Source organism: Streptomyces sp. SAS_281, from assembly GCF_052542855.1.
In genome coordinates this window covers 1-17,217 of the sequence record NZ_JBMNDO010000082.1, presented here as the reverse complement: position 1 = coordinate 17,217, position 17,217 = coordinate 1, and the positions used below count along the sequence as shown (strand labels likewise).

The 17,217-nt window shown below is 73.9% G+C and carries 15 protein-coding genes and 2 pseudogenes; 8 read left to right on the top strand and 9 right to left on the bottom strand.

Annotation, left to right across the window (positions count from 1 at the left end; all coding sequences use genetic code 11):
• The first annotated feature begins 32 nt into the window (after nucleotides 1–32).
• The 6 genes from ACN6LM_RS26435 to ACN6LM_RS26410 are packed head-to-tail and all read left to right on the top strand — an operon-like array spanning nucleotide 33 to nucleotide 5,250.
• A complete protein-coding gene (locus ACN6LM_RS26435; protein ID WP_445067888.1) occupies nucleotides 33–1,415 on the top strand; it encodes a hypothetical protein in 1,383 nt (460 codons plus the stop codon).
• A 2-nt stretch (nucleotides 1,416–1,417) separates the two neighbouring features.
• On the top strand, nucleotides 1,418–1,846 hold the full coding sequence (locus ACN6LM_RS26430) for a roadblock/LC7 domain-containing protein (RefSeq protein WP_445067887.1): 429 nt from the start codon (nucleotides 1,418–1,420) through the stop codon (nucleotides 1,844–1,846).
• A gap of 23 nt (nucleotides 1,847–1,869) precedes the next feature.
• Entirely contained in the window at nucleotides 1,870–2,196 is a 327-nt protein-coding gene (locus ACN6LM_RS26425; RefSeq protein ID WP_445067886.1) for a DUF742 domain-containing protein, read from the top strand.
• The gene (locus tag ACN6LM_RS26420; protein ID WP_445067885.1) at nucleotides 2,174–2,800 is read left to right on the top strand and encodes a GTP-binding protein; all 627 of its coding nucleotides are present in this window, start codon (nucleotides 2,174–2,176) and stop codon (nucleotides 2,798–2,800) included. The genes ACN6LM_RS26425 and ACN6LM_RS26420 overlap by 23 nt, the downstream gene beginning before the upstream one ends.
• A complete protein-coding gene (locus ACN6LM_RS26415) occupies nucleotides 2,797–4,008 on the top strand; it encodes a cytochrome P450 (protein ID WP_445067884.1) in 1,212 nt (403 codons plus the stop codon). The genes ACN6LM_RS26420 and ACN6LM_RS26415 overlap by 4 nt, the downstream gene beginning before the upstream one ends.
• Before the next feature lie 9 nt (nucleotides 4,009–4,017).
• On the top strand, nucleotides 4,018–5,250 hold the full coding sequence (locus tag ACN6LM_RS26410; protein ID WP_445067883.1) for a cytochrome P450 family protein: 1,233 nt from the start codon (nucleotides 4,018–4,020) through the stop codon (nucleotides 5,248–5,250).
• Here ACN6LM_RS26410 and ACN6LM_RS26405 read toward each other — a convergent pair.
• Nucleotides 5,198–5,446, bottom strand: a complete 249-nt coding sequence (locus ACN6LM_RS26405; protein WP_445067882.1) for a CDGSH iron-sulfur domain-containing protein — start codon at nucleotides 5,444–5,446, stop codon at nucleotides 5,198–5,200. The two genes, ACN6LM_RS26410 and ACN6LM_RS26405, sit on opposite strands and share 53 nt — an antisense overlap.
• Nucleotides 5,430–6,116 (bottom strand): HemK2/MTQ2 family protein methyltransferase, encoded by a 687-nt coding sequence (locus ACN6LM_RS26400; protein ID WP_445067881.1) that lies wholly within the window; start codon nucleotides 6,114–6,116, stop codon nucleotides 5,430–5,432. The genes ACN6LM_RS26405 and ACN6LM_RS26400 overlap by 17 nt, the downstream gene beginning before the upstream one ends.
• Nucleotides 6,117–6,414: 298 nt before the next feature.
• Between ACN6LM_RS26400 and ACN6LM_RS26395 the strand changes: the two genes are divergently transcribed.
• Complete coding sequence (locus ACN6LM_RS26395) at nucleotides 6,415–7,293, top strand: SDR family oxidoreductase (protein ID WP_445067880.1); 879 nt, start codon at nucleotides 6,415–6,417, stop codon at nucleotides 7,291–7,293.
• 8 nt (nucleotides 7,294–7,301) lie between these two features.
• On the opposite strand, the gene ACN6LM_RS26390 is transcribed toward ACN6LM_RS26395, so the two are convergent.
• The 3 genes from ACN6LM_RS26390 to ACN6LM_RS26380 are packed head-to-tail and all read right to left on the bottom strand — an operon-like array spanning nucleotide 7,302 to nucleotide 11,288.
• Nucleotides 7,302–8,864 (bottom strand): phytoene desaturase family protein, encoded by a 1,563-nt coding sequence (locus ACN6LM_RS26390; protein ID WP_445067879.1) that lies wholly within the window; start codon nucleotides 8,862–8,864, stop codon nucleotides 7,302–7,304.
• Nucleotides 8,865–8,895: 31 nt separating this feature from the next.
• A complete protein-coding gene (locus ACN6LM_RS26385; RefSeq protein WP_445067878.1) occupies nucleotides 8,896–9,351 on the bottom strand; it encodes an SRPBCC family protein in 456 nt (151 codons plus the stop codon).
• A gap of 35 nt (nucleotides 9,352–9,386) precedes the next feature.
• A complete protein-coding gene (locus ACN6LM_RS26380; RefSeq protein WP_445067877.1) occupies nucleotides 9,387–11,288 on the bottom strand; it encodes an alkyl/aryl-sulfatase in 1,902 nt (633 codons plus the stop codon).
• A 184-nt stretch (nucleotides 11,289–11,472) separates the two neighbouring features.
• Between ACN6LM_RS26380 and ACN6LM_RS26375 the strand changes: the two genes are divergently transcribed.
• Nucleotides 11,473–11,751 carry a metal-sensitive transcriptional regulator gene (locus ACN6LM_RS26375; RefSeq protein WP_445067876.1) on the top strand — a complete coding sequence of 93 codons (279 nt, stop codon included), beginning with the start codon at nucleotides 11,473–11,475 and terminating at the stop codon, nucleotides 11,749–11,751.
• A gap of 14 nt (nucleotides 11,752–11,765) precedes the next feature.
• Here ACN6LM_RS26375 and ACN6LM_RS26370 read toward each other — a convergent pair.
• From ACN6LM_RS26370 to ACN6LM_RS26355, 4 genes and pseudogenes are all read right to left on the bottom strand, one after another.
• Nucleotides 11,766–12,083 (bottom strand): annotated as a pseudogene (locus tag ACN6LM_RS26370) (TSUP family transporter); the annotation flags it as partial.
• A gap of 104 nt (nucleotides 12,084–12,187) precedes the next feature.
• Nucleotides 12,188–12,829, bottom strand: a complete 642-nt coding sequence (locus tag ACN6LM_RS26365; RefSeq protein ID WP_445067875.1) for a class I SAM-dependent DNA methyltransferase — start codon at nucleotides 12,827–12,829, stop codon at nucleotides 12,188–12,190.
• Nucleotides 12,830–12,920: 91 nt separating this feature from the next.
• Nucleotides 12,921–16,202, bottom strand: coding sequence for a S8 family serine peptidase (locus ACN6LM_RS26360; RefSeq protein WP_445067874.1), 3,282 nt, complete (start codon nucleotides 16,200–16,202; stop codon nucleotides 12,921–12,923).
• Nucleotides 16,203–16,262: 60 nt separating this feature from the next.
• A pseudogene (locus ACN6LM_RS26355) lies at nucleotides 16,263–17,217 on the bottom strand (hypothetical protein); the annotation flags it as partial.

Here is a 17,217-nt window from a genome sequence, read left to right as displayed (position 1 = left end):
ACCGTCCCCCCATGATTTCCGCGAGGACCTCGATGACCGAACCGATAGTGATCCTGCTCGCGCTGGCGGCGGGGGCCTGCGCCTCGCTGTGGTTCCTGCGCCGCGCCCGCGCCGAGAAGCGGCGGGCCGACGAAATCCGCGGGCAGCGCGAGCAGTTGGCCCAGCAGCTCCGGGCCGCCGAGCAGTACGTGGCGCATGTCGCTCGGAGCGTCGTCCAGGCCGCCGCCGCCGAGGCGCAGACCGGCCGCCCCTACCCGGTGGAATCGGCCATCCCGCCCCAGCTGGCCCACACCCAGCTCGCCGACGGGCTGACCGCGCTGGCCGGCCAGGTGCGCTCCGCGATCACCATGACGGGCCGCCTCGCACAGAACGCCACCGAGGAGCAGCTGGACCTGGCAAGGGTGGAGACGGAGCGTCAGGTCGCCCGGGTCCGGCAGGAGTCGGTGGACACGGCACGGGCGGCGGTGCGCGCCTTCGCGTCCAGTACCGTGCACCGCGCGGCGAAGCTGAGCAGCACGATCAGCGCCGGAGTACGGCGCCACGTGTCGGACGACGCGTACGCGACGCTGGTCGAGATGGACCACCTGGCGCAGCAGATGCTGCTCACGGCGTCCGGCTACGGGGTCCTGGCCGGTGACAAGCTGTCGCGGCGCTGGCCCGCGACGACGCTGACCGATGTGGTCCGCACCGCCATGGGCCGGGTCGAGGGCTACCAGCGCGTCCGGCACACGGACCTGGAGTCCTTCGCGGTGCGCAGCCGGTCGGTGGAGGCGGTCGTCCACACCCTGGCGGTGCTGCTGGACAACGCCCTGCGCTACTCGCCGCCCAACGCCCTGGTGCACGTCTCCCTGGAGCACGGGGCGAACGCGGCGTTCCTCGTCGTGGACGACGCCGGTCTCCGGATGGAGGACGAGCGGCTGACCTGGGCCCGCGAGGTGATGTCCGGCGAGCAGCGGGACGACATCACACGGCTGGGCGCCTACCCGCAGACGGGTCTGCGGGTGGCCTCGGTCCTGGCCCACCAGTACGGCTTCCGCGTCGAGCTGACCGCGCCGAACCTGTACGGGGGCACCCGCGCGATCATCGTCCTGCCGCAGGAGCTGCTGACGACGCCGGGGCCGTCCCGGCCGGTGGCCGCGCAGTCGCTGCCGACGGCCCGGAAGGCCACCGCCCCCCTGCCCGCCCCCGAGCCGGAGCCCGCGCCCGGTGCCGCGTCCAATCCGGCTCCCGCCCCGGCGACCACGGCCGGCGGGCTCACCGTCCGCCGGCGCGGGACGCGGCCCGCAGCCGCGGCGCGGCCGGGGTCCGAACCCGAGGTCGAGCCGGGCAGGCCCGCGGTGGCCGCCGCCTGGATGGCGGGCAGCCGCCGCAGCCGGGACAACCAGAACACCCCCCGTACGGACGAAGGACGTTGATCATGTCGGACACGCACGCGAACACCCTGGGCTGGCTGCTGGACGAGCAGCTCGGATCGGTGGAGGGCGTCCGGTACGCCGTGCTGATGAGCGGCGACGGCCTGCTGAAGGCGCGGACGCGCACCATCAGCCAGGAGGAAGGCGAGAAGCTGGCCGCCCTGACCGCGTCGCTGCGCGCGTCGGGCCGGGCCTGGGACGAGTTCACCGGCGGGCAGGGCGTGCGCCAGCAGCTGATCGAGTCCGTGTCGGCCATCGGGCTGACGACCGCGGCCGGGAACCACACCATGCTGTCCGTCGTGACGACGGGTCCGCACGCGGACGTCGGCCTGATCAGCCACCACATGGCCCTGCTCGTCGTCCGCCTGGGCGAACAGCTGGGCACGAGGGAGCGCACCCCGGTGTTCCAGCCGGACGGGGGCCCCGCCGCATGAGCGGCCCACGGCACGATCCGGACATGGTCAGGCCCTACGTCCGTACCGGCGGGCGGGTCCGCCCCGACCGGGATGTGCGCCTGGAGAGCGTGGTCGTCGCCGCGCCGGGCCCGGCCGGTGAGCTGGGGCCCGACGCGCGGCGGGTGATGGGCCTGTTCGCGGTGGGCCGGGGCGGTCTGGCCGTCGCCGACATCGCCGCCGCGCTCCAGCTGCCGCCCTCCACCGTCCGGATCATCGTGTCCTCCCTGATGGACAGCGGCCATCTGGCCGGCCCGGCACCCGCCGCGGGTGACCAGCCCCGAAACGACATCCTCCAGAAGGTGCTCGATGGACTCCGAGAACTGGTCTGACGCCTCGAACGGCGTCTCGTACGTGCCGGCCACGGTGACCCAGTCCGCCAAGATCGTGATCGCCGGTGGCTTCGGCGTCGGCAAGACGACCTTCATCGGCAGCGTCTCGGAGGTCCGGCCGCTGCGGATGGAGGAGCCGATCACGGAGGACAGCGTCGGCGTGGACGATCTGCGCGGGGTGCCGGGGAAGACCACCACGACCGTGGGCATGGACTTCGGCCGTATCCACCTGGCCGGCGGCGCCCTCGCCCTCTACCTGTTCGGCCTGCCCGGCCAGGTGCGGTTCCAGCCGGTGTGGGAGGACCTGGCCCACGGCGCGCTCGGCTGCCTGGTGCTGGCCGACACGCGCGACCTGGACGCGAGCCACGAGGCGCTGGGGCTCCTGGAGGACCAGGGCATTCCGTACGCGGTCGCGATCAACGTGTTCCCGGACGCGCCCGGATACGACCTCGCCGAGATCCGCGAGGCCCTGGCGCTGGACCCGGAGACGCCCCTGACCACCTGCGACGCCCGGGACCGCACCTCCTGCGTGTACGCCCTGATCACGCTCACGGAACACCTCGCCGCGCAACGATCGGCCCTCTCCCTGGAGCCCACGCCATGACGTCCCCCAGCACCGCCCTGCCGTCGGCCCCGTCGGGCCGGGTCGCGCTCCACGACCCGGCGTACGCCGCCGACCCGCATGCCGCGTACGAGCGGATGCGGGCGGCGTACGGGCCGCTGGTGCCCGTCGAGCTGTCCCCGGGCATCCCGGCGACCCTGGTGATCGGGTACGTCCAGGCCCGGCGCATCCTCAACGACCCCCTGTACTTCCCGCACGACCCGCGCGTCTGGCAGGAGCAGGTGCCGGCCTCCTGCCCGGTGCGGCCGATGATGGAGTGGCGGCCCAACGCCCTGCGCAGCAGCGGCACCGCGCACGCCCGCTACCGGGCCGCCAACACCACCGCGATCGACGCCGTGGACCAGCACGAGCTGCGGGCCCGGGTGGAGACGCTGGCCGAGGCCGCCATCGGGGAGTTCATCACGGCGGGCCGGGCCGATGTCCTCACCCAGTACGCGTGGCCGATCGCCTTCCGCGTCCTCAGCTCCCTGCTCGGCTGCCCCGACGAGATCGGGGCGCGCATCGCCGACGGGATGTCCCGGATCTTCGAGGCCACGGACGCCCAGCGGGGCAACGAGATCCTGGGCCGGGCGGTCACCGACCTCGTCGAACTGCGCCGCCGCCACCCCGCCGACGACATCACCTCCCGGCTGCTCGGCCACGCGGCGCAGCTGACCGACGAGGAGATGAGCCACCAGCTGGTCACGCTGTACGGGGCGGGCATCGAGCCGCTGACCAATCTCATCGCCAACACCCAGCTGAAGATCCTCACCGACGAGGAGTTCTCCGCCGGGCTGCACGCCGGGCACTCCACCGTGCGGGACGCGCTCGACACCGTTCTCTACACCGACCCGCCGATGGCGAACTACTGCATCACCTACCCGCCCTACCCGGCGGACATCGACGGGGTGCTGCTCCCCGCCCACCAGCCGGTCCTGATCTCGATGGCCGGCTGCAACAACGACCCGGCGATCGCGCAGGCGTCCGGCGGCATCGCGGGCAACCGGGCCCACCTGGCGTGGAGCATCGGGCCGCACACCTGCCCGGCGCGCTCGCACGCGTACCTGATCGCGGAGACCGCGGTCACCTGTCTGCTCGACGCCCTGCCCGAGATGGACCTCGCGATCCCGGCCGGTGAACTGCGCCGGCGGCCGGGCCCGTTCCACCGCGCGCTGGAATCGCTCCCCATCGTCTTCCACGCCTCCCACTGAAGGAGCCCCATGTCCGAGCAGCCGATCATCGTCCTCGACCCCGCGGGCACCGACCGCCACGCGGAGTACCGGGCGCTGCGCGAGCGCGGCCCCGCCACCCGCGTCGACGTCCTCGGGGTCACCGCCTGGTCCGTCAGCGACCCGGTCCTCCTGAAGCAGCTCCTGACCAGCTCCCAGGTCTCGAAGGACGCCCGGGCCCACTGGCCGGCGTTCGCCGAGACGGTGGCCACCTGGCCGCTCGCCCTGTGGGTGGCGGTGAACAACATGTTCACCGCGTACGGCGGCGACCACCGGCGGCTGCGCCGGATGATCGCCCCCGCGTTCAGCGCCCGGCGCGTCCAGGACCTGCGCGCCTCGGTGGAGAAGATCGTCTCCGAACTCCTCGACGGCCTCGACGGCCGGCCCGCCGGCGAACCGGTCGACCTCCGCGCCGAGCTCGCCCATCCGCTCCCGATCGCGGTGATCGGCCGGCTCATGGGCGTCCCCGAGGACCAGCTCGACGGCTTCCGCTCCAAGGTCGACGGCGTCTTCGACACCACCCTCACCGTCGAGGAGGCCACCGCCAACACGGCCGCCCTGTACGAGCCGCTCGGCCGGCTCATCGCCTCCAAGCGGGACCTGCCGGGCGACGACATGACCTCGCTCCTGCTCGCCACCCGCGACGACGAGGGCGACGGCGGCCGCCTGAGCGACGAGGAGCTGCGCGACACGCTGCTCCTGATGATCTCTGCCGGTTACGACACCACGGTCAACGTGATCGACCAGGCGATCACCGCGCTGCTGACCCGCCCGGAACAGCTCTCCCACCTCCGCGAGGGCCGCGCCGACTGGAACGACGTGGTCGAGGAGACCCTGCGCCACGAGCCCGCGGTCAAGCACATCCCGATGCGCTTCGCCGTCTCGGACATCCCCCTGCCCGACGGGCGGAAGATCGCCCGGGGCGAGGCGATCCTGGTCTCCTTCGCCCCCGCCAACCGCCACCCCGACTGGCACGGCGAGACCGCCGACGACTTCGACGTGACCCGCGCCGCCAAGGACCACCTGGCGTTCGGCCACGGGGTCCACTTCTGCCTCGGCGCCCCGCTGGCCCGCCTGGAGATCGCCACCGCCCTGCGTCAGCTCTTCGAGCGCTTCCCCGAGATCCGTCTCGCGGTCCCCGCCGAGGACCTGCTCCCGCTCCCGTCGCTGATCAGCAACGGCCACCAGGCCCTTCCGGTCCGCCTTCGCCCGACGGCGGGCTGACGGGCCGCCGGTGACGGCGGTGGCTGGTGTCGCACCAGGGGTACATCCGGCTGCGGCGACACGTGCAGACGGCCACGACGAAGCGGTCGGAGGTGACGGTCGAGCCGTCCTCCCGGACGATCTCGACCGGCCCCTCGATCAGCACCGGGCCGCCCGGCTCGATGGAGAGGCGGCGGGGTTCAGGGGCGTTCGGCACGGATGACCACCAGTTCCTCGGTGTCGTCGTCGGGGCCGAGCAGTCCCCGCGCGCGAAGCCACGGCAGGCGCTCGGTCATGACCGGCCCGAAGGGTACGGAGGACCGGCTCGTCACCACGGCGCGCAGGCCGCTCGCGGTCAGCCGGGCCAGCGTCTCCTCCACCCCGCACAGCCCGGAGTGGACGAGGAGCAGCACGCCGTTCGGGTGGAGGGCGTCGTGGGCGTGGGCGCAGATGCGGTCCAGGGCCTGCCGGCCGCAGAGCCCGGCGTCCCAGGCGACCTCGGGGCCGTGGCCGCGGGCGCGGCGGGCGTGGGGGGCGGGGACGTACGGGGGGTTGCTCACGATCAGGTGGAAGCGCCGGCCGACGACGGGGCCGGTGAGGTCGCCGCGCAGCACCCGGACGCGGTGGCCGGCGCGGGCGGCGTTCAGGCGGGCGGTCAGGACGGCCCGCCGGGAGATGTCGATCGCGGAGACCCGGGCCCCGCCGCGTGCCGCCAGCAGGGCCAGGGCGCCGCTGCCCGTGCAGACGTCGAGGACGTCCATGCCGGCGGCCGGGCCCTCGGCCTGGAGCGCCCGCGCCAGCAGGTGGGTGTCGGCCTGCGGCGCGTACACCCCGGGCAGGGTCCACAGCCTGCCCAGGTCGACGGGCGGTGCGGCGGTAGTCGTCATCCGAATCCTCCATGAGGGGGAAGGCGGTCCTCGTTCTCACCGGCGCGGGCTCATCCAGTCCAGCCTGGCCGGGCCCGCGGCGCGCCGCGACCCGAGCGGCGGTCCCCCGCCTCCTGCCCCGCCCCCTTCGCCGCATGCGGGCCGCTCCCGCCGCGCACATCCGGCACCCCCGGGTGACCATGGCCGGAACAGGGCGCAGGGCCTGTCCGGCCCTTCCCGTCGTCGCCCGCAGGGCGGCCGCGCGGCAGACGGGAAGGGCCGGACGGGCGCCGGCCCTCACGACACGCGAAGGAGTCCCGTGACTGACCGGAAGCACCTGCTGAGCGGCCGTACGGCCGTGGTGACGGGCGGGGCGCGCGGCCTGGGCAAGGCCGTGGCGCGGGAGCTGGCCGCCCGGGGCGCCCGGGTGGCGCTGCTCGGCCTGGAGGAGGAAGCACTCGCCGGGGTGGCCGCCACCCTCCCCGCCCCCTCCGGGCACTGGCACGTGGACGTCACCGACGACGCGGCGATGGCCCGCGTCGCCGGCGAGGTACGCCGCCGGCTGGGCCCCGCCTCGGTGGTCGTCGCCAACGCGGGCGTGGCCGAGGGCGGGCCGTTCGCGGAGTCCGACCCGGCGAGCTGGCGGCGCGTGATCGAGGTCAACCTGATCGGCAGCGCGGTCACCGCCCGGACGTTCCTGCCCCAGCTCCTGGACACCCGGGGGCACTACCTCCAGATCGCCTCGCTGGCCTCCATGGGGGCCGCGCCGATGATGAGCGCGTACTGCGCCTCCAAATCGGGCGTGGAGGCCCTGTGCCACTCGCTGCGCGCCGAGCTGGCGCCGCGCGGTGTCGGCGTGGGCATCGCGTATCTGAACTGGATCGACACCGACATGATCCGGGACGCCGACCAGTACCCGGTGCTGCGGGAGCTGCGCGCCCATATGCCCCCGCCGGCCCGGAAGACCTACCCGGCGCCCTACGTGGCCCGGCGCGTGGTCGCCGCGATCGAGCGGCGGTCGCCTTCCGTGTACGTCCCCGGCTGGCTGCGCGGCGTCCAGGCCGTGCGGGCCGGGCTGCCGGGGGTGGTCGCCCTCGCGACCCGCAAGGAGCTGAACCGCTCCGAGTTCACGCCCACGGGCCTGCTGGGGGCCGGGGGCCGCGCGGCCGAGTCGGCGGGCCCCGCCCGGCCGGACTGACCCTGGCCTCAGCGCCGCAGACGCTTCCGCAGCGCCGCGCGCGCCGCGTTCGCGCTGGGGGCGCCGTGCACGCCGCCGCCGGGGTGCGCCGAGGCCGAGGCGAGGTACAGGCCCCTGACCGGGGTCTCGGGGCGGCCGGTGCCCGGGGTCGGCCGGAACACCAGTTGCTGGTGCGCCGAGGCGGTACCGCCGTTGATCGCACCCCCGTACAGGTTGGCGTCCATGGATTCGATGGTCGGGGGCGCCAGCAGGCGGCGGGCTCTGATGCGGGAGCGGAAGCCGGGGGCCCAGCGCTCCACCTCCTGCTCCATACGGTCGGCCATGGTTTCCTGCTCGCCCCGGTCCCACCGCCCGGTCAGCCCGTCCTCCCCCGCGTCGCCCTTGATGCGGTGCGGGACGTGGGTGTAGGCCCAGGCGGCCTCGGTGCCGGCCGGTGAGCGGGTGGCGTCGGCGGTGCTCATCTGGCCGAAGAGCAGGAAGGGGCGGTCCGGCACCTGTCCCGTGGCGATCTGCGCGGTGAAGCGGGTGAGGCCGTCGACGCCGTCCGCCAGGTGCACGGTGCCCGCCGTGCCGGCCTCGCGGGCGGTCCAGGGCACCGGGCCGTTCAGCGCCCAGTCCACCTTGAACGTCGCGAAGTCCCACTGGAAGCGGCGCAGGTCGTCCAGGAGCCGGCCGGGCAGGTGCCGTGCACCGACCAGTCCGCCGTAGAGCGCGGGCGCGGACACGTCGGCGAGCACGGCGCGCGACGCGGGCACGGCCTCGCCCTTCGCGGTGCGTACGCCGACGGCGCGTCCGCCGCGTACGACGACCTCCGTGACCCGCTCACCGCAGCGGAGCACGCCGCCGTACCGTTCGAGCCGGCGCACCAGGGCCGCCGTGAGCGCGCCCGCGCCGCCGACGGGCACCGGGAAGCCGTAGGTCTGCCCGAGCATGGACATCAGCCAGCCGAAGCCGCCGCTCCCGGCCGCCTCGGGGCCGAGGTCGGCGTGGAGTGCGGTGCCCGCCAGCAGGATCCTGGCCGCCTCGCCGCCGAACCGCTCCTCACCCAGACGGCGTACGGGCAGCAGCAGGGTCCGCGCCAGGCGCAGGCCGCCGGCGGCCCGGAGCCGGGCGGCGAGGCGGACGCCCGAACGCACCGGCGGGAACGGCGTGAAGAGGGCGCCCAGCACATCGCGGCGCACCCGGTCCCAGGTGGCGCACAGCTCCAGCCACGCCGCCCCGTCCCCCTCGGCGAACGCGTCGAGGCCCGCCGCCGTGTCCCGCGCGTCGTCCTCCAGCACCGCGCACCGCCCGTCCGGGAGCGGGTGCGCCAGGACGCGGGGGGCGCGCGACCAGCGCAGCCCCTCCTCCCGGAGGTCGAGCCCGCCGATGACCGGGGAGGCCGCCGCCAGCGGGTAGAACGCGCTGAACAGGTCGGTGACGTAGTCGGGATGCACCCGGCGGTCGCTGCGCACCGCCCCGCCGGGTTCGGGCTGGGCCTCCAGCACCTCGACGCTCCACCCGGCGGCGGCGAGCAGGTTCGCCGCGACGAGGCCGTTGGGGCCTGCTCCGATGACCACGGCGTCCGGCATCGATGCCTCCAAGTGGGATCGCGGAAAGGGGTCAGACCGCTTCGCGGGCGCCCTTCCGGGCCGCCTCCACGGTCTGCGCCAGCCGCGCGAGCACGCTGCGGTGACGGAGCTGGATCACGGTGTCGATGGCCGTGTTGTGGAACTTCCCGGCCGGTCCGCGCAGGGGGTGTTCGTCCAGGGTGACCAGGGCGTTGTCGCCCCACTGCCGTACTTCCAGGGCGATCCGCGCAGTGCCGATCCGGCCGCTGTCCGCCTCCAGCTCCAGCACGTGCGGCGCCTCGCACCGCCGGACGATCGTCCGTCCCCGCACGGACCACCGGCCGATGCCCAGGGTGTACGTGAGACTGGCGCCGACCTCCGGCCAGTCGCCCCGGCGGGGGCGCGAGTCGGCGGTCCCGACCACCCAGTCGCTGTAGAGCGAGGGGTCCGCGAGGACCCGCCAGACGTCTGCCACCGTGGCCTCGATCAAGCGGTGCCGTACTGCCATCGGTCCTCCTGCTGTCGTGGGTCCGGGCCGGCCGTTCAGGGGGTGACGACGGCGAAGTCCGGGTCCGGGGCGTCGAGGTGGTCGAGAAGTTCGATCAGCCGGCCTGCGTCGCCGGTGACCTCGACGCCGGGGCGTGCCGCCAGGTCGCCGGGCTGCACGGCGCCCACCAGGACGTCCCGCAGGTCCGCCTCCGTCAGCGCGAAGGCGGCGTCGGGCTCGCCCACGGCGGGTCCGGTCCCCATGACGTGGGTGAGGACGCCGTTGCGCAGCCGCATCGTGAGGGGTTCGCCGCCGGCGATGTCCCAGCGGATGGTGATGTCCGCGTCCCAGGCGCGGGGGCCGTTGACCCGGATGGCGACCGAGTCGACCAGCTGGTCGAGGGTGAGGGCCGCGAGGACGTCGGGCGAGGCCGTGGTGGTGGGGGTGCCGAGGCTGCCGTGGCGGAGCTCCTGGGCGCCCATCAGGTAGACGCTGCGCCAGGTCCCGTTCTCGCTGCCGTAGCCCAGCTGCTCCAGCGCGTCGGCCTGGAGGGCGCGCGCCCGCGCGTTGTCCGGGTCCGCGAACACCACGTGGTTGACGACCTCCACCACCCAGCGGTAGTCGCCGTCGGCGAAGGACCGCCGGGCCCTGCGCAGGACTTCGTCTGCACCACCCATGAACTCGACGTACCGCCGGGCTCCCTCGACCGGGGGGTGCTGCCACAGGTGCGCCGGGTTGCCGTCGTACCAGCCCAGGTAACGCTGGTAGACGGCCTTGGCGTTGTGGCTGACGGAACCGTAGTAGCCGTGGGTGTGCCAGGCCCGCTCCAGTGCCGGCGGCATCACGATCTCCTCGGCGATCTCCGGTCCGGTGAGGCCCTGGTTGAGCATCCGCAGCACCTGGTCGTGGAGGTACGCGTAGAGGTCGCGCTGCTCCAGGAGGAAGGCGGACACGCGCTCGCGGCCCCAGACCGGCCAGTGGTGCGAGGCGAAGGCCACGTCGGTCAGCTCGCCGAAGAGGCTGACCGACTCGGTGAGGTAGCGGGACCACACGTGCGGGTCCCGGACCTCGGCACCGCGCAGCGTCAGCAGGTTGTGCAGGTTGTGCGTGGCGTTCTCCGCCATGCAGAGGGCGGAGAGGCTGGGGAAGTGGATGTTCAGCTCCGCCGGTGCCTCGGTGCCCGGGGTGAGCTGGAAGACCATGCGGATGCCGTCGACGGTCTCCGTCTGGCCGGTCCGGGTGATGTCGAGGGTGGGCGGGATCAGCCCGGGCGCGCCCGTCGAGACGGTCTGCCCGAGGCCCGCGCCGATCTGGCCCCGGGGGCCCTTCGGGAGGGCGGCGCCGTACATGTACGCGGCGCGCCGGCTCATGGCCGTTCCCGCGTAGACGTTCTCACTGACGGCGTGCTCCAGGAAGCCGTGCGGGGCGAGCACCGGGACTCCGGCCGCGACGTCCTCGTCGGTGAGCACGCCGCGTACGCCGCCGAAGTGGTCGACGTGGCTGTGGGTGTAGAGCACGCCGGTCACGGGCCGCTCGCCGCGGTGGGAGCGGTACAGCGCGATACCGGCGGCGGCCGTGGCTGCGCAGATCAGGGGGTCGATGACGAGGACCCCACGGCCGCCCTCGACGATCGTCATGTTGGACAGGTCGAAGCCGCGTACCTGGTAGATGCCCTCGGTGACCTCGAAGAGCCCGTGCTCGGAGCAGAGCCGGCTCTGCCGCCAGAGGCTCGGGTTCGCGGTGTCCGGGCACTCCTGGTCGAGGAACCCGTAGGCTTGCAGGTCCCAGACGGCACTGCCCGTGGCGTCGCGGATCACCGGGTCCCGCGCGGTGCCCATGAATCCGCGCCGGGCGTCCTCCAGGTCCTGGGTGTCGCCGAAGGGGTAGTCACGCCGGACCGCCCGGTTGGCCTGGACCACGGCCTGCTCGGCGGGCTTGGCGTCCGTGTCCTGCGGCATGTCGGTCTCCCTCGCGGCGACGGCCCGGCTCCGCGCGGGCCCGGGCACCGCCACCCTCACCCGGTGTGCGGGGCCCCACAAGCGGGTGTACGCCGTACGGGGTGCCGAACGCGGTAGGATATACCCCTAGGGGTATGACGCCGTCACCGGGGCCGCGCTCAGGGCCCCGCACTTGGGAGGAACCGTGGAGCTGGACATGGCGGCCGACGAGCTGAAGTCGGTGCTCAACCGGCTGAAGCGGGCCCAGGGGCAGATCGCCGGGATCGTCAGGATGATCGAGGAGGGCCGGGACTGCGAGGACGTGATCACGCAGCTGGCGGCCGTCTCCCGCGCCCTGGACCGGGCCGGTTTCGCCATCATCGCGACGGGCCTCCAGCAGTGCATGGCCGACGGCGCCCAGCCGGTGGTGGACCGGGACCAGATGCGGGCCCGCCTGGAGAAGCTGTTCCTCTCCCTGGCCTGAGGGGCGCCGCGCCGTCACGTCAGCGCGTCGGCCGGCATGAACGCGGCGACCGCGAGCAGCACCCAGGCGAACAGCCGCTGAAGGCTGCCCCCGGACACCCGTGCCGCCAGCCGCCTCCCGTCCCACGCGCCCAGGATCGCGGCGCCGGTGAACGGGGCCGCCACCGCCCGGTCCATGCCCGCCGTGCCGCCGGAGCGGGTGATGAGCGAGGCCGGCGAGTTGACGGTGACAGCCGGCAGGCTCGCCCCGACAGCCGCCTGCATCTCAAACGCCAGGGCCGTCACCAGGGCGGGGACGCCCAGGAATCCGCCGCCCACGCCCAGCAGCCCGGTCTGGCGTAGTCGTTGTGCACATGGGTCTCCGCCACGTACGCGATCCGCACGCCCCGCGCGGCGGCGGCAGCCGTGGGCGCCCCGGAAGCGGGCGCCGCCCCGCGTTACGCCTTGCGGGCAAGCAGGTGCACTTCCTGGAACTGGCGCCGGTCGTCCGGCCGGGGCTCGCGGACCATCCGGGCCGTCTCGGTCAGCCCGTGAGCCCGCAGCAGACCGGCGAGGTGGTCGGGCGACCACCGGTAGGCCGTCGCGACGGCGTGGTCGAAGGACTGCGTGGGGTGGCCGGGCCCGTCGGTGGCGGAGAAGCCGATGAGAAGGTGGCCGCCGGGTGCGAGGACGCGCCCGAACTCGGCGAGGACGGGCGGGAGCTCCGCCGGCGGGGTGTGGATCACGGACCACCGCGAGAGCACACCGGCCAGGGATCCGTCGGCGACGTCGAGCGCGGCCATCGACCCGACGTCGAACCGCAGCCCCGGGCAGGCCGACCGGGCGAGCTCGATCATGGCGGGCGAGGCGTCGACACCGAACGGGTCGAGCCCCAGCCCGGCGAGGTGGGCGGTGACATGCCCGGGCCCGCAGCCGAGGTCCGCCACCCGGCCGCCCGCGCCGACGGCCTCGGCGAAGACGTCCAGCATCGCGCGGTCCAGCGGGCTGTCGCGCAACGAGTCGCTGAACAACCGCGCGTACAGCTCGGCGGCGTCGTCATAGGCGGCGCGGGTGACGGAGAGGGCTTCGTGTTCGACCATGGCGGCGAGGGTAGTGCCCGGGCCGGAACCGGCGCCCACCCGGCGGGGGCCTCCGCCGGTGGGGAACGAACCGGCGGAGGCCCCCGGCGCGCTACCCGCCGAAGGCCACCTTCGCCTCGCCGGAGCAGCGGTCCGTATCCGTGTCGCACAGCTTGTACGTGTACGAGGGGCGGTGACGGCCGGTGATCAGGTCGGTGAAGCGCCCGGTGTTCGGGACGGTCGCCACAGTCCTGCCGTCCCGGAGGACCCGGACCTTCGCCGTCGTCGCCCCGTTCCACGTGAGGTCGGCGGTGCGCAGCAGCTTGCCCGGGCCGGCCGTGGCGGCCAGCTCGAAGCGAGCACCGACCCTGACCTTGACGATCCGGCCGGGCGCGGTCTTCGTACCGAAGTACGCGTAGGCGCCCTGCGGGTCGATCACGCCGGAGATCAGCGCGTCCTCGTTCTCGCCGAGCAAGGCGTACCCCGTGGCCTCGAAGCGGTCCAGGTCGACGGTGACGACCCGGCCGGGCAGCGCCAACGTGCCGAAGGCCGCGAACCGGCCCCCGGGGTCCATGACGGCCGAGAAGAACGCCCCGCCGCCCGAGGGGGTGAGGGCCGCGTCCCGGGTGAAGGACTCCAGGTCCACCCGGACGATCTTGCCTCTGCTGCCCTCACCGGTACCGAAGTAGGCGTAGCCGTCGTCGGGGGCGATGACCGCCGAGCGCAGTGGCCCCTCTCCCGACGGGAGGACGAGCGAGCCGACCTCCTTCATGGCCGCCAGGTCGATCTTGACGACGCGGCCCTGCGGGCTGGTCACCGTACCGAAGTAGGCGAACCCGCCCCTGGAGTCGATGACCCCGGCGTCGAGGTAGTCGTCCCCGGCACCCAGCGTGACGGCCCCGACGCGGGTGAACGTGGCCAGATCCACCTTGACCAGCCGCCCCGGGTTGGTACCGGTCCCGAAGTAGGCGTACTTGCCCGAAGGGTCCATGAGGGCCGAGCGGATGTTCCGCTCACCCTCACCGAGGACCAGGATCCTGTCGAGCGTGAACGTCGCCAGATCGACGCGGATGACGCGCCCCGGGTCGGCGGCCGCGGCGAAGTACGCGTACTTCCCGGCCGGGTCGATGACCGCGTCCTGGAGCAGCTTCTGGCCGATCCCCACCGACAGTGTGCCGACCTTCTTGAACGTCTTCAGGTCGACCTTGGTGATGTAGCCGGGCAGGGGGTCCATGGCGTTGTCACTGCCGAAGTAGGCGTAGCGGCCCGCGGGGTCCACGGCCGCGGCATGCAGTTCGTGCTGCAGGCTCATCGTGCTCAGGGCACCGGTGCGGGCGGGAATGGGAGCACCGCTGCCGTGCACGCGCACAGTGTGCACGAGGCCCGCGGCATCGTGGCGGAGGACGATCTTCCCGTCCTGACCGGTCCTCTCGGTCGGCCGGAAGGTGAGGGCGAGGGTGCAGTGCTCCTTGCGCCTCAGCCGGAACGGCGGCTTGCCGCAGGTGCCCGGGCCGGCCACGAACGCGCCGTCGTGGTCGGTGACGCGGACGACGGTGACGGGCTTGCTGCCGAGGCTGGTGAGGGTGACGGCGACGGGCCCGCCGGTGGTGCCGATGGGCACGGTGCCGAAGTCGGCGTCCTCCGGGGTGACGGAGAGGACCTTGCCCGGCCGGGCCGGAAGGCGGATGTCGGCGGTGGTGGTGGCCGCCTCGGTGACCGTCACCTGGGTCTTCGTAGTGGTGTAGGCGGGGGACGACGTCGTCAGGGTGTAGTCGCCGACGGTGGCGAGCAGCGTGTAGCGGCCGCTCGGTCCGGTCGTCTCGGGCAGACCCACCGGCCCCACGGCAGTGGCGATGTGTACGGTCGCGCCTTCGACCGGTTCGCCGGTCGCCGCGTCGGTGACCGTCCCGCTCAGGGAGCCGGTGGTGCCGCGCGGGGCCTTTTCGACGGCCGCGTGGATGTCCAGCCGGCCCTGCCCGTAGACGTTGTTGTTCTCCGCGGTGCCACCGCAGGAGACGTCCGGGACGTCGACGGCTGTCTCGTCCAGGAGCCGCCGCGTCGCGTCGATGTTCCGCGCGACCGCCGGGGCGGCCGACCACAACAGTGCGATGGCGCCCGCCACATGCGGTGCGGCCATCGACGTACCGCTGCCGACGGCGTACTTGCCGCCGGGGTAGGTGGACCGGATGGCGACCCCGGGCGCCGACACGTTCGGCTTGATCAGGTCGTCATCGAACTCGGAGGGGCCGCGGCTGGAGAAGGAGGCGACGACGCCGTCGGCATCGAAGGCCCCGACTCCGTAACTCTCCTTCACGTTCGCCGGATTGGCGTCGGTGCCGCAGTCCGGGCCCTCGTTCCCGTTGGAGAAGACCGGGAATATCCCGGCCGCCACCCACGCCTGCACGGTCTGCTGAAACCACGGGTCGGCCCCGACATTCGCGTTGCCCCACGAGTTGTTCACGATGTGCGGCCGCAGTTCGGGGCGCGGGTTCCTGTTCCGGGAGTCGGTGGGGGCGAGCATGAACTGGCCTGCGGCCAGGAGCGCGCTCTGTGTGCAGGTGCTGGAGGAACAGCCCTTGGCGGCTATCCACTTGGCGCCGGGCGCCACACCGACGTGATTGCCGGTGCCACCGTCGCCGACCATGGTGCCGACGGTGTGGGTGCCGTGCCCGACGTTGTCGCAGGGCGTGGAGACAACGATGCCGCAGCTTACGGTGGGGTCGTACCAGTTGTAGTCGTGGGTGAAGGTGCCGTCGCCGTTGTTCCCCCGGTACTGCTTCACCAGCGCCGGGTGGTCGTACTGCACGCCGGAGTCGATGCTGCCGACGACGATGCCCTCACCCGTGGCCTGGTAGTCCTTCCACACCCGGGGTGCGCCGATGCGGTCCACGCCCCACTCGACGTCGTCCACGGCCGGCTCGTCCTGCGCTGCCTTGATCTCCGGCAGGGCGTACGTCCGGTCGCCGGTGACCCGGGCCACCTCCGGCAGGGCGGTGATGCGCTTCAGCAGCTTCGCGTCGCCCTTCACCTCGACGGTGTCGGCGATCCAGAAGGGCTTGTACGTGGCACCCGCGTCCCGCAACACGTCGATCAGGGCGTCCTGGCTGGTCCGGGCGGTCTCCCGGAGGCGGCTGCTCACCTCGCGCCCCTGCCGCGCCCAGTCCTTGATCTTCGCTGCGCCCTTGAGATCCGCCTCGTCCCGGAGATAGACCCAGAAGGTGGAACTCCCGCCGTCCGCGAGGTCGTTGGTCAGGGCGCGCTCGACGGTCGGCCGGGCGGTGCCGCTCGCGGGTGCGGCCTGGGCGCTCGTGGCGGCGGGGAGTCCGGTCGCCGCGAGACCCACGGCGAGCAGGAGGCCCCAGGCGCGTCGCGGTCTGCCTTGTCTCGGTGTCATGGAGAGGTGAACCCTTCCTGGTAGGGGTGGGTTTGCGGTCCGGCCTTCCCCGCGCCCCGGTCAGCGGCGCAGCGTGTAGGTCCGGACCACGGTCTGCTGGGTGCGGCTGCCTGCGTCGTCCGCGGCGGTGGCCCGGAGGGTGACGTGCTCGGCGCCGGTGCGCGGGTGGTGCAGGACGGCAGTGGCCGATCCGTCGCCGCGCACGTGCGGCCGTACGGAGCCGGTCCGGGTCGCGCCGTCGTCGTAGGACGCCTCGACGCGCATTCCTGTGACGCGCGGGCCCGTGCAGCCGTCGGGGCGCAGGGTACTGGCGCGTACGGGAAGGGCCCGGCCGGCACGGGCGGTGTTGTCGCCGTCGACGCCCGGGGCGGAGCCGAAGAGGATCACCGGCAGGACGGCGCACGGGTGGTCCGGGCCGTAGACCTCGGCGCAGCCGGGTGCGGTGGCGCCGGGCCGCGGGTCCGCCGAGCGGAAGGTGCACGTGGTGTCGGTGCGGGTGCCAGAGGTCTCCAGGGCGTTGGTGCGGCGGAGGACGCCGAGCGAGGTGAGCGGTGTCCGGTGCGTGACACCCTGGACGTCCCCGGCGCACGCCGCGAGCGTGGAGCGGGCCGGGGCGCCCGCGTGATCGACGCTCAGGGGCAGGGTGTCGCTGCCGGAGGCCCCCTGGCTGTGGGCGGCGAGCCGGGTCACGTCGAGCAGTTCCCGGTCGAGCCGCCCGGAGGCCGGCCCCTCCCCCGCGCTGTCCGGGATGACGTGGGTGTCGCCCGAAGGCTCCTGCTCGGTACGGAAGCCGGTGGCCGTGCCCGCGACCGGCTCGGGGTCGACCGGGACGCGCCCGTCGGTGTCGGTGGCGACAGTGACCGCGTCCCCGGTGACGAGGGTGACGGTGTCGCGGGGCGCGTCTCCGTGCGCGGCGGGGGCCGTACGGACGGCGACGGGCGCCGCCCCGGCCGCCCGCCCGGCGAGCACGGGCGCGAGGAGCGCGAGGGCGAACCGGGCGGCCAGGGGGGGGGGG